At 54.8% G+C, this 11,790-nt stretch carries 12 protein-coding genes; 9 read left to right on the forward strand and 3 right to left on the reverse strand.

All coding sequences use genetic code 11. From position 1 onward, the window contains the following. Window positions 1-395: 395 nt before the first annotated feature. Window positions 396-731 (forward strand): four-helix bundle copper-binding protein, encoded by a 336-nt coding sequence (locus CR159_RS22375; RefSeq protein ID WP_102075864.1) that lies wholly within the window; start codon window positions 396-398, stop codon window positions 729-731. Between the two features lie 81 nt (window positions 732-812). On the opposite strand, the gene CR159_RS20840 is transcribed toward CR159_RS22375, so the two are convergent. Then, window positions 813-1,013, reverse strand: a complete 201-nt coding sequence (locus CR159_RS20840; RefSeq protein WP_102075865.1) for a heavy-metal-associated domain-containing protein — start codon at window positions 1,011-1,013, stop codon at window positions 813-815. Window positions 1,014-1,333: 320 nt separating this feature from the next. On the opposite strand from CR159_RS20840, the gene CR159_RS20845 reads away from it, so the two are divergent. The 8 genes from CR159_RS20845 (at window position 1,334) to CR159_RS20880 (ending at window position 7,565) form a co-directional block, all read left to right on the forward strand. After that, window positions 1,334-1,624: a DUF2933 domain-containing protein gene (locus tag CR159_RS20845; RefSeq protein WP_158238585.1), complete on the forward strand. Its 291-nt coding sequence runs from the start codon at window positions 1,334-1,336 to the stop codon at window positions 1,622-1,624. Window positions 1,625-2,098: 474 nt separating this feature from the next. Next, window positions 2,099-3,916 (forward strand): copper resistance system multicopper oxidase, encoded by a 1,818-nt coding sequence (locus tag CR159_RS20850; protein WP_102075867.1) that lies wholly within the window; start codon window positions 2,099-2,101, stop codon window positions 3,914-3,916. Further along, the gene (locus CR159_RS20855; protein ID WP_102075868.1) at window positions 3,913-5,139 is read left to right on the forward strand and encodes a copper resistance protein B; all 1,227 of its coding nucleotides are present in this window, start codon (window positions 3,913-3,915) and stop codon (window positions 5,137-5,139) included. The genes CR159_RS20850 and CR159_RS20855 overlap by 4 nt, the downstream gene beginning before the upstream one ends. A 76-nt stretch (window positions 5,140-5,215) precedes the next feature. Continuing rightward, complete coding sequence (locus tag CR159_RS20860; protein WP_102075869.1) at window positions 5,216-5,725, forward strand: cupredoxin domain-containing protein; 510 nt, start codon at window positions 5,216-5,218, stop codon at window positions 5,723-5,725. 14 nt (window positions 5,726-5,739) lie between these two features. Beyond that, entirely contained in the window at window positions 5,740-6,213 is a 474-nt protein-coding gene (locus CR159_RS20865) for a c-type cytochrome (protein ID WP_143705497.1), read from the forward strand. 70 nt (window positions 6,214-6,283) lie between these two features. Then, window positions 6,284-6,700, forward strand: a complete 417-nt coding sequence (locus CR159_RS20870) for a DUF411 domain-containing protein (protein WP_102075870.1) — start codon at window positions 6,284-6,286, stop codon at window positions 6,698-6,700. 146 nt (window positions 6,701-6,846) lie between these two features. Next, window positions 6,847-7,206: a hypothetical protein gene (locus CR159_RS20875; protein ID WP_102075871.1), complete on the forward strand. Its 360-nt coding sequence runs from the start codon at window positions 6,847-6,849 to the stop codon at window positions 7,204-7,206. Window positions 7,207-7,358: 152 nt separating this feature from the next. After that, complete coding sequence (locus CR159_RS20880) at window positions 7,359-7,565, forward strand: hypothetical protein (protein WP_143705498.1); 207 nt, start codon at window positions 7,359-7,361, stop codon at window positions 7,563-7,565. A 49-nt stretch (window positions 7,566-7,614) separates the two neighbouring features. Here the strand turns inward: CR159_RS20880 and CR159_RS20885 are convergent, their stop codons facing one another. Both CR159_RS20885 and CR159_RS20890 read right to left on the reverse strand, forming a co-directional pair. Beyond that, complete coding sequence (locus CR159_RS20885; RefSeq protein ID WP_102075873.1) at window positions 7,615-8,061, reverse strand: DUF305 domain-containing protein; 447 nt, start codon at window positions 8,059-8,061, stop codon at window positions 7,615-7,617. 104 nt (window positions 8,062-8,165) lie between these two features. Beyond that, the gene (locus tag CR159_RS20890) at window positions 8,166-10,460 is read right to left on the reverse strand and encodes a heavy metal translocating P-type ATPase (protein ID WP_102075874.1); all 2,295 of its coding nucleotides are present in this window, start codon (window positions 10,458-10,460) and stop codon (window positions 8,166-8,168) included. Between the last annotated feature and the right edge of the window lie 1,330 nt (window positions 10,461-11,790).

Consider the following 11,790-nt stretch of genomic DNA (forward strand, 5'->3'; position numbering starts at 1 on the left):
GGTCCCGGATTGCCGTTGTCCATCTGAATCCCGAGAATCCGGCTAAGCCATGCCTACGGCAATCTGAGACAGTAAAACAGGCCGCATGAATCCCTTACCCAAACGACAACTAGCTTGACAATCACCGGGGGGGCGCTATAGAAAAAATGGTCTCTCCAACCTGATTTTCGGATTACCGAACTGTAGTGCGATAGTGCTGACACCAACATGACGCCAGGATTACAAAATTGTAATGCGAGTCCAGAGTTGTTGCGTATAGAACGCAGATCGCGCGAAGATGGCGCCATTTAGGGGCAAACTGCTGCGCTTACGGCACTCGAATTGCTAGAGGTAAAGCCGGTGGCTTCGCAAAGCCGACCACCTGATACCACACCTCAACCTTGTTGGAGATCAATATGCCTCATGAAAATTTTCAATCATGCATCGACGCTTGTTATGCCTGCGCTACAGAGTGCGATCACTGCGCTGTTTCATGCCTTGCGGAACAAGACGTCAAAAGCATGGCGCGCTGTATAAAGTTGGATATGGACTGCGCACAAATTTGCCGTTTGGCGGCCAGTTATATGGCCAGGGGCAGTGAATTCGCCCAAGCGCTTTGTCGCCTGTGCGCCGATGTTTGCCAATCGTGCGCAGATGAATGCGCCAAGCATCAAATGGATCACTGTCAGCGTTGCGCCGAGGCTTGCGACAAGTGTGCCGAAGAGTGCAGGCGGATGGCGCAAATGGCCTGAGCGGCCCCCACTACAGAACCGCTGCTCTATAAAATGGCAAACGAACAATCAGGGCCGGCGTGTACCACTGCACCAGGCCCTTTAAGCTTTGCGCGACGGACTGTAGCCCGCCTCGCGGATCGCCCGTTCTACCGCCCCTGCGTCGCAAACGCCTTCCACGCGTACGACGTGCTGGGGCAAGTCAATAGCAACAACAGCGTCAGGCGCGACCTCCTTGACGGCCGCAGCGATAGCACCCACGCAGTGTCCACAGGTCATATCATTGACTTCAAACTGAATCATTGTTTTCCTCTCTTAGTTACTCATCAAACTGAATAACTGTAGGTTAAACATTCCCATAGTGGCAATGTCAACGCATGCGATGCTTTTTGCCGGACGTTGTAAATAAAAAACGCTTTGCTTCAGGCAGGTAGTACCGATGAAGGGATGCGAGCGCTTTGTACATCTGGCAACCAATCTCTTGCTTCTGGCGTCCCCTTGTCAAAGATGACAAAGATGTAATGGCGACGCAATCTATCTGACAGCAACGGACCCTTACAGTAGGCTCATCGCTAGATTTATGCATGGAGCGCTAGCGAATGCAGGTACAAGGAGAGCCGAAAATGAAATGTGATATGAAGACGATGCTCAAAGCCGGTCTTGGGCTGGCCGTGTTGATTGCTGCGGCTTATGCAGCGTTGCCTGCCGCTCGTGAGTGGATTACCGCAGTAAGCCCGTTCTTGTTCTTCTTGATCTGTCCGCTGATGATGTTTTTCATGATGAAAGGCATGCAATCGTGCCACGGCGATAACGGTTCAAAAAAGAGTAAACCTGCACAAGCGCCAATGCCGGAAGGGACTAATGCTGAGGACCACCCACATTTACTAAACCACAATAAGCGCTTTGATGCTTGACTAGATCATGGGAACCAAACTCACACGAATGGTTGTCCTGGCGCTAGCTGCAATTGGGCTGGTCGCTATTTTAGCCCTCGTTTTCATGGGCATCATGATGTTCTGGATGATGAGCGGTTAAGGTGAAACACTATTCACTTATTGACAGTCCTGCCCGTGCTGGCGGAGGAGTTGACGCAAGGCGAAGTATTGTGGCCGAGCTGCGCGATTTCCCGAACTGCGAATTGCTATCTTCAAGTGAGCGGCTGGCTAGGAGCAGGCCTTGTCTAACGCTACCGATTGGCCCAAGGATAGAAGCTCATCGGTGAAGCAACTCGCTGATCAGAACGAAACGCCCTCACATTACAAAAATGTAATTTCCAGGTCATGGGTGCGACAGATGCACTTCGGTAAAGTGCGAATAATCGCTCAATGTTTCGGAATCCAGTTGCAAGCATAGGCGATGAAACTACATAATTAACAGGATATGCACTCGTGAAACGCCCAACTACGCTAGCCGTTCCCCTCCCGGCCATACCCCGTCGCCGTTTTGTGCAAGGCCTTGCAGCCGGCGGTGTGCTGCTGGGTCTGTCGCCCTTTGTCCGCGCGGCTGGAATGCAATCGGGAAGAACAAGTACCGGCTCAGCGGCTGTATTGAGTGGAACCGAATTCAATCTGGAAATAGGCGAATCGCCCGTCAATTTTACCGGCAGCCCTCGCATGGCGACGACGGTCAATGGCTCGTTACCTGCACCGACCTTGCGTTGGCGCCAAGGCGATACGATCACCATTCGCGTCAAGAACCGCCTGAACGAAACCACCTCCATCCATTGGCATGGCATCATCCTGCCGTTTCAGATGGATGGTGTGCCGGGGATTAGTTTTGCGGGAATTCCGCCGGGCGAAACGTTCACGTATCGGTTCAAAGTGCAGCAAAGCGGCACGTACTGGTATCACTCGCACTCGGGCATGCAGGAAGCCACGGGTGTCTATGGGGCAATCATTATCGATCCGGCGCCAGCTGATCCCATACGGGCCGATCGCGAGTACGTCGTTCAATTGTCTGACTGGACCGACGAGGACCCGATGCGGGTCCTGGCCAAGCTCAAGATGCAGGGCGACTACTACAACTACAACCAGCCCACGGCCGTGGATTTCTTCCAGGATGCTTCGCGCATGGGTCTGAAAGCCGCTATTGATAAGCGCAAAATGTGGAATGAAATGCGCATGAGCCCCACGGATTTGGCCGATCTGTCGGCCAACGTACTGACCTATCTGATGAATGGTACGACGCCAGCGGGCAACTGGACGGGGCTATTTCGCCCGGGCGAACGCGTCCGCCTTCGCTTCATTAATGGCGCAGCCAATACCTTTTACGACATACGTATTCCCGGCCTTAAGTTAACCGTGGTGCAGGCGGATGGCGTAAACGTAGAGCCGGTAACAGTGGACGAATTTCGCTTCGGCCCGGGGGAAACCTATGATGTGCTGGTCGATCCCAAGGATGATACCTATACCGTTTTTGCGCAAGCTATGGACCGTACGGGATATGCCCGCGGCACGCTGGCTACGCGTGCTGGGCTGGAAGCGCCAGTGCCGGCGCTCGATCCGGCAGAATGGCTGACCATGGCGGACATGATGGGTGCCATGGGCGGTGGCATGGCAGGAATGAGTCATGGTGCAGCTGGCCAATCTTCTATGGCGGGGATGAACCACGGCAGCATGCAAGGCATGAATCACACAGGCATGGCTGGCATGGACCACAGCGCGATGTCTGCGGCTGGCGCCAGCACCCAGGTACGCCACGCCAAGACCGAGTATGGGCCCAGCATCGATATGCGGGTCGATATGCCGCGCACCAACCTGGACGACCCCGGCATCGGGCTGCGTAATAACGGTCGCCGAGTATTGACGCTTTCGGACTTGCACACCGTAGGCGGTGCGATGGATCCGCGCGGCGCAGAACGTGAAATCGAGCTGCACCTAACCGGCAATATGGAGCGCTATACCTGGTCGTTCGATGGTGTCGAGTTCGGAAAATCAACCCCGGTTCATTTCCGTTACGGCGAACGCGTCAGAGTCATCTTGCATAACGACACCATGATGACGCACCCCATGCATTTGCACGGCATGTGGAGTGAACTGGAAACGCCGGACGGCCAATTTCAGGCTCGGCGCCACACAATACCCGTGCAACCGGCTCAGCGTATCAGTTTTCTTGTCACCGCCGATGCGCTTGGACGCTGGGCATGGCATTGCCATCTGATGTTGCACATGGATATGGGCATGTTTCGCGAAGTGGTGGTGGCATGAAGACAACGAACAACACGTCAGGCATCCTGGTCATGAACAATCAATTGAAGAAGAAATTCCTTGCCGCAACCATCGCAACAGTAGGGGCGATGCCCGTGTTTGCCTATGCGCAGGCGCATGCGGGTCACGCCGGCCATACCTCGGCGCCGCCCACGACAAGCGCGCCGGCGACGGCTTCAGGCATGAATCATGGCTCTATGAACATGTCCGATAAGGATCGTGGCTCCATGGGTATGCCGGGTATGGATCACAGTTCGATGGACATGTCCGGTATGGACCATGGTGCGGGGAAAGCGCCGGCTCAGGGGCATGACGCCATGAGAATGCCCATGAAGCAGGCTGACCCGAGCAAAAGCACCTCCGCCATGCCGGGAATGTCGCACGGTCAGTCCAGCTCTAATGCGCCAGCCTCTGCCCCCAATATGGGTGCCATGGACCATGGTGGTGGCGAAATGGATCATGGCGATATGCAGATGCAGGGCGGTTCAGCCCCGCCAGATGCCCGCGATCCCGACGCCTACTCCGATGGCTACGTGCGTAATGCGGGCAAGTATGCGCTGCCGCCTTCGGACACGCTAATGATGTCGGACACGCATAACTTCGGCTCCGTCAACGTCGACCGATTGGAGTACGTCAGGGCGCGCGGGGAAGAATGGGCGGCCTATGAAGGCGAGGCGTGGTACGGCAGCACCTATAACCGCGCCGTGATCAAAGCCGAAGGCGAAGTGGCGAGCGGCAAGCTGCAAGAGTCTGAGACGCAACTGCTGTGGCGCCATGCGGTTTCAACGTTCTGGGATACGGAACTTGGTGTGCGCTTCGACCATGGCCAAGGCGCGCCGAACCGGGAGTGGCTGGCGGTTGGCGTTAAAGGGCTTGCGCCTTACTGGTTTGAAGTCGATGCCACCGCCTATGTCGGCGCTAGCGGGCGAACCGCTCTAAGGTTGAAGACGGAATACGACATCTTGCTGACTCAAAAGCTCTACCTTCAGCCAAGCGTAGAAGTGAATTTTCATGGCAAGGACGATGAGCGCTGGGGCATTGGCAGCGGCTTGACAGACGGCACCGCGGGCTTGCGCCTTAAGTACGAAGTCACGCGTCAGTTTGTTCCCTACGTGGGCGTGGAGTGGTCCAGCAAATTCGGGAAAACAGCGGATTACGCGCGCGCAGAAGGCGAATCCAAACAGGAAACCCGCTTCGTAGCCGGTTTGAGCTTTCGCTTTTGATGTCGCCTTTCACCTTTTTACATGGGCGGCTTGAAACGGCTGCTTGTTAAAACAATCTCTCCAAGAGACTCTTCACATGAAAAAAACCCTTTCTATTTTGGCTTTAAGCGTTCTTCCGACCCTCGCATTGGCTGCGGGCAACCATGGCGGGGGGCATGGCGCACCGGCGCATGGCATGCCTGGGCACGACATGTCCACCATGTCGAATGCACCTTCGCCAACTGGTCAGCCTGGCGATCCGGCTAAAGTTACTCGAACCATCGAGCTGACGATGGACGACACCATGCGGTTTACGCCGGGTGATATTCAGGTCCGCGCAGGCGAGACCGTTCGTTTCTTTATCAAGAACACGGGCAAAATTCCCCATGAAATGGTGATCGGATCCATCGCCGATCTGAAGGCCCATGCAGCCGAAATGCAAAAGATGCCGGGGATGCAGCATGCGGAACCGAATATGATTACATTAGCCCCCGGTAAGATCGGGGGCCTGGTGTGGCGGTTCGAACAGGCCGGCACCGTGGATTTTGCCTGCCTGATACCGGGCCACATGGAGGCCGGGATGGTCGGCAAGGTAAAAGTTAGCTGATCTAGCGGATTAAAATGGCACGGAAGAAATTGGTCTTTGGGGTAGTCGGCGCCGTCATCATCGGTGCCGCCGCCATCCTTTTCAGCGTCATACGGGGATCCGGCCCGGTATTCATCGACCCTGCGGATCAGGCTCTTGTGATGCAGGGCAAGGCGATCTATGCGAACAATTGCGCCGCGTGCCATGGTGAGTCCCTGCAAGGCCAGCCGAACTGGCGTGATCGCATGCCCAATGGCAGGCTGCCTGCGCCGCCGCACGACAAGACCGGCCATACCTGGCACCATCCCGATGCGATGTTGGTCGATATGGTGAAAAACGGCCTGGTTCCAGGGAAGACCGCGCCTCCAGGCTATGTTAGCGACATGCCCGCGTATCGGGACATCCTCAGCGACCAAGAGATCATTGCGGTACTGGCTTATATCAAGAGCAGGTGGCCGCCCAAGGTATTGGAGGCACAGAAGGAAGTCACATTGCAACGACAGAACTAAGCTGCCCGAGTGTGGTCATTATCTATACTATGAATCATTCAAAATTTACATTTTCACTGGAGCGGGTTTCATGAAATTATGGCTAGCAGCGGCTGCCTTGGCTGCCGCATCATCCTTTGCACAGGCTGCCGGCACGGCCATTACCGTATATCAGGATCCCAATTGCGGCTGCTGCACCGGGTGGGTCGAGCATATGCGGGAATCCGGCTTTGATGTTACGGCTATCAAGACGGCCGACATGGCTTCAATTAAGCAAAAACTCGGTGTGCCATCGCAGCTTGGATCGTGCCATACCGGCGTGGTAGACGCGACCGGCCAGATCATAGAAGGGCATGTGCCGGCCAATGCAGTGAACAAGTTGCTCGCTGACTCGTCGGTGAAGGGCGTGTCGGCACCTGGCATGCCGTTGAATGCGCCAGGCATGGGCGAGCTGGATGGCAATCTGGTTACGGTGGACTTCAACGGTAAACCGTTTTCCAGGGACTAAAATCTACAGATGAGCAACGGTATAGCCGGGTACGCCTTTTCTGCTCTGACGCGGGAAGACATCTAGACCTCCACGCCTACATCTCTCTTGCACCACAAGTTCAAGCCGGTGATGAAAAGTCAATTTTCGGAATTTAGGAGATACAAATGAATATGAAAGGACTATTTATTGCGCCCGTTACGGCGCTCTTGTTGGGCGTAAGCGGTGCAGGAGTAGCAGCGACTCCCAGCGGCGATGGCACATCCACGGGCATGAAAGCTGAACCAGGCATGATGCATAATGGTGACGCGACCCAGATGGGCCAGATGAAGCCAGGTAGGATGAAAGATCACGGCATGATGGGCGGCGGCATGATGGGGATGATGGGCAGTTGCCCTATGATGGGTGCCGCCAGCGGCGCCAATAGCAAAGTGATGATGCAGATGCATGGCGAGATGATGCGTGCCATGGGCGACATCATGATTAAGTATGCCGATAAACTTGAAGTGCCATCCTCGCCTCAATAACGAGATTTGAGTTCGAACCAAAGCGCTGTCAAGAAAGCTATTTCGATGGCTTTGGATGCGCTGCGAGCCATTCATGGGGCGTCGACTACCAAATGCCGGCGCTAACCGATGACCGCCTCCCGCATCGTCCTTGGAAACGATGGAGCGATCGCTTGAGCAAGCCATTTACCTTCGGCACCCTGCGTACTTCGCTTTGCATTGATGAGCAGTGGGTGATCACAGTCGCCAATGCGATTGCCAGAGCGCTTGAGGCCAGCACGACGCTGGAGACCTGGGTCAGCGCATCGTCGGCTGATGCAAAGTTTCCGGCATTCAATCCTGTGCAGTTACCCAGACAGTCAATGAGTATTGTTGCTTAGAACCTTTCCTGTGACTTCGTTCAGGCTCACTTGCGGCTCAGATGCGGATTTATTTCTCGAGATCCTCGATAAGCGCTTTCATTTCTTCGATTTCCCTGCGCTGTGACTCGATGATTTGACCGGCCAGTTCACGAACGCGAGGATCAGAGAGGGTCGCCCGTTCGCTGGTCAAGATCGCGATGGAGTGATGCGGAATCATCGCCTTCATCCAGGAAACATCCTCAATGGGTGACTGACTTCGCACAAGCCAGAGAGCAAGCGCAAATACTATCGCGCTGGCGACAAAAATCGCACTGTTCACGCGACGCCTTCGGTGCATATGGAGCATGAAGGCCAACATGATGATTGCCATCGCGGCGCCCATCGTGAATGCCATATACACGCGCGTTTCACTGAAAAAGACGTCGGCCAGCTCATACGTATTTAGATACATAAGGCCGAACATCACGATCGTTGAAGTAGCGATCATGGCGGCAAACCGAAGGTATTGGCGCATGGCTGATCTCCTGTTTTACGTAAAGATTTGCTATTTCTCAAATCACGTCAGCTTTGGCTACTGGCTAGGTTCAAGTGCCAATGGCTCACCCGACGAGTTGCACTTCAGGTGGATTTTCGAAGCCTAAGGGCGTTGAAAACGACTGATGCCGAGCTCAAACTCATCGCCAATGCGGCGAACATGGGTGAAAGCAACAGACCCACAAACGGATACAAGACTCCGGCAGCCAGTGGCACACCAAGAGCGTTGTACACGAATGCGAAGCCCAGATTCTGCTTCATATTGGCGATTGTTGCTTCTGACAGGTGGCGAGCAATTGAGATCCCGCGCAAGTCGCCCTTGACTAGTGTGACCTGCGCGCTGTTCATGGCCACGTCGGTTCCGGTACCCATCGCAATTCCGACATCGGCTTTGGCCAGGGCAGGGGCGTCATTAATCCCGTCGCCGGCCATCGCAACAACTCGGCCTTCCGCTTGGAGTTTGCTGACCAGGTCCAGCTTGTCCGCAGGCTTCACCTCACCATGCACCTCCTCAATTCCCAATTGTTGTGCGACCGCTTTAGCCGTCGAAACGCCGTCGCCCGTTGCCATGATGACGCGGATTCCAGCCGCCTGGAGATCTTTCACGGCTTCCGGCGTACTTTTCTTGATTGGATCGGAGACGGCCAGCAAGCCTGTCAATTGTCCGTCTTTCGCTAAATACATGACGCTCGCACCCTTTGTGCGCAACGATTCAGCGGAGGCGGCCATTACGGTTACGTCAACGTTTTCTTGATCCATCAGGGCAGTATTGCCCAAAGCAAGGCGTTTACCCTCGACTTGGCCGCGCACGCCAATACCACTACCTGACTCGAAATCGTTGACAGCACTGAGGACCAAGCCTTGTTCGCGTGCTGCGTTGACGATAGCGTCCGCCAATGGATGTTCACTGCCTTGATCCAGGCTTGCCGCCAGGCGCAGCACTTCGCTGGCGTCCATATCGCCGGCGGGGATGGCTTGCTCGAACGCGGGCCGGCCTTCCGTCAGGGTGCCGGTCTTGTCGACAATGATCGTATCGACTTTGCGGAAATTCTCGATGGCGGCCGCGTCACGAAAGAGCACGCCCTGCGTAGCGCCTCGGCCGGTTGCCACCATGATGGACATGGGCGTGGCCAAGCCCAGTGCGCAGGGGCAGGCGATGATCAGCACGGCTACAGCATTGATTAGGCCGTACACCCAGCTCGGTTGAGGGCCGAACAGTCCCCAAACGAACAGTGTGATGATGGCGATGGCCACTACCGCCATCACGAAATAGGCCGCAACTTGATCTGCCATACGTTGCATTGGCGCGCGAGAACGCTGCGCTTGCGCGACGAGTTGGACGATTTGTGAGAGCACCGTGGCCGAGCCGACCTTCTCAGCTCTAATCACTAGCGAGCCAGATGTATTCATGGTCGCGCCGATCACTTTGTCGCCAGGGCGCTTGCTCACCGGCAGCGGTTCGCCTGTGAGCATGGATTCATCCAGGGAGCTGGCGCCGTCTTCCACAACCCCGTCGACAGGTACTTTCTCCCCAGGGCGAACACGTAAGCGATCACCTTCGTGGACATGCGTCAGGGGCACATCTTCCTCCGTACCATCCGCGTTGATACGGCGAGCAGTTTTGGGCGCGAGTCCAAGCAGCGACTTGATGGCAGCCGACGTCTGCGAACGAGCCCGAAGCTCTAGGATTTGACCAAAAAGCGTCAACGAAATGATGACCACCGCGGCTTCAAAATAGACGGAGATCCGACCCATGGACATGAACGTTTCGGGAAAAACCCCTGGGGCCACTGTGGCGACAACGCTATAGATAAATGCAGCGGCTGTACCCAAACCAATGAGCGTCCACATATTAGGGCTGCGGTTGACCACCGACTGCCAACCGCGCACGAAAAATGGCTGGCCGGCCCATAGCACCACAGGTATTGATAAAACGAGTTCGATCCATGTCTGTGCGGCCATACTGAACCAGCCAAACTGGTGACCGAACATGGCCAACACGGTGACAATAACGGTGAATGGCAATGTCCACCAAAATCTGCGCGTGAAATCCTTCAGCTCGGGGTTGTCGTCCTCCAGGCTAGGCATCAGCGGCTCGAGCGCCATGCCACACTTTGGACAGCTTCCTGGATGATCTTGTCGAATCTCGGGGTGCATCGGACAGGTATAAATTGTGCCGATCGCTACTTCTTGGAGAGCCATTTCATCTTTATTTTTTTGAGCGATGAATTTTTCTGGATCGCTTTTGAACGTTCCCATGCATTTCATACTACAGAAATAGAACGGCTTCCCGTCGTGCTCGACGTGGTGCGGCGAGCTTTCCGTGACACGCATGCCGCAAACAGGATCGGTAAGTTCCGATTCAGTAATCGGCGCCATTAAATCGTGGTGATTGTTATGATGGTGGTGGAGATGATGATGCTCAGGTTTTTTTAGCGTCATGACGATAACAATGCTCCCAAGTGCGAGTTGGCAAGGCTGCTCCGCAGCCAAAAGCTTGAGGGGAACGCAGCCATTGAAGCTTTGATGATGCCATAGAGGTAAGCGTTTTGAATGTCTAACGGCATCTTCTGTACATTACATTTTTGTCATGTGAACTGATGCCTCGGCACATCCTCGTCATGCTGACATACGGGAAGCACGCGATAGAAAAATGCTAGGAGGATCTCAAGAATCGTGTCTTACGCGCTCGACGCGAGCGGCTGTAGCTATTTAATGATTAATTTCGGCAATGGCTTGAGGAGCTGGGTACGAACAGCAGCAGCCAAGACAGTGCGGACCGGGGAGGCATCTTTCTTCTTCGCTATCGAAATCAAAGGGATCGACAACGCGTTCAGCTCAAGCACCCATCCCTGCCCGTCTTGGTAAGCAGGCGCCGCCAGGCATCAAGTCGAGAGTAGAAGTGCTTGCTCCACCATCTAGGACTACGGTGCATTCGTCTTGGCGCCAGCTTTTGCGAACATGAAATACGCCGGTACCGCGGGCCTCTCGGCGAGCGATTTATTTGTTCGACGATCCATTGGAATTCTTGGTCATCCATTTTTCAAAGCGTCGCCCGATTCCAACCCACCGGTTGGATTGTGTTTGCCGACCATGCTAGTCAGCTTCCTGTGTCACCGCCGGGGGACTGATCGTGCGTGATTCTGAGAAGGTATTTGGTATCACTGCATCCGGGCCAAAATAATTAAGTTGGCTTGAAACAAGCACGGGCGGGGCCGTAAAGCGAATTCGATGTAGCCCTAAGCTGTCGTTCTCGGGGAAAGGTATAAGCGTCGGCAGGTCGTTATTCCGCCGATTAGAAGCATGTCGGGCACTTTCCGGAGCTACTGTCAAAGCTCTCGTGCATTTTCGAATCGGATTATCGGATTTTTAGCGTCGAAACGGCTTTCATGATCAGCACTGCGTCGACTGGAATAGTATTTCAAACGTATCCGTCCGCAGATGGCTACTTCTTTAACAGCTATTTCACCTTTTGAAGCGCCCGAGCTCTGGTTGAAGTAGGGCGCGAAGAGAATGCAGCCCAGCAAGTTGGCCGCCGGCCTCTTCCTTCCATGCTCGGTCTATTGACTGGCGAAGTTGTTCGGTAATCCCCCCATTTTCAGCAGTGAGCGGCAGTAGAATCAGTTAAATATTTACTGGCTAGTTTCTGTCTTGGAGTGATGCCGCCCAGTGCCATGTTGGGTCGTTCGTTGTTGTAAGTCCAGAGCCA

Source organism: Pollutimonas subterranea, assembly GCF_002849655.1.
Lineage (GTDB): Bacteria > Pseudomonadota > Gammaproteobacteria > Burkholderiales > Burkholderiaceae_B > Pollutimonas > Pollutimonas subterranea.

Bases quoted from the DNA above. Each gene is read 5' to 3' on its own strand.
- CR159_RS22375 (WP_102075864.1), top strand. From the start codon at position 396: ATGCCTCATGAAAATTTTCAATCATGCATCGACGCTTGTTATGCCTGC.
- CR159_RS20840 (WP_102075865.1), bottom strand. From the start codon at position 1,013: ATGATTCAGTTTGAAGTCAATGATATGACCTGTGGACACTGCGTGGGT.
- CR159_RS20845 (WP_158238585.1), top strand. From the start codon at position 1,334: ATGAAATGTGATATGAAGACGATGCTCAAAGCCGGTCTTGGGCTGGCC.
- CR159_RS20855 (WP_102075868.1), top strand. From the start codon at position 3,913: ATGAAGACAACGAACAACACGTCAGGCATCCTGGTCATGAACAATCAA.
- CR159_RS20860 (WP_102075869.1), top strand. From the start codon at position 5,216: ATGAAAAAAACCCTTTCTATTTTGGCTTTAAGCGTTCTTCCGACCCTC.
- CR159_RS20865 (WP_143705497.1), top strand. From the start codon at position 5,740: ATGGCACGGAAGAAATTGGTCTTTGGGGTAGTCGGCGCCGTCATCATC.
- CR159_RS20870 (WP_102075870.1), top strand. From the start codon at position 6,284: ATGAAATTATGGCTAGCAGCGGCTGCCTTGGCTGCCGCATCATCCTTT.
- CR159_RS20875 (WP_102075871.1), top strand. From the start codon at position 6,847: ATGAATATGAAAGGACTATTTATTGCGCCCGTTACGGCGCTCTTGTTG.
- CR159_RS20885 (WP_102075873.1), bottom strand. From the start codon at position 8,061: ATGCGCCAATACCTTCGGTTTGCCGCCATGATCGCTACTTCAACGATC.
- CR159_RS20890 (WP_102075874.1), bottom strand. From the start codon at position 10,460: ATGGCGCCGATTACTGAATCGGAACTTACCGATCCTGTTTGCGGCATG.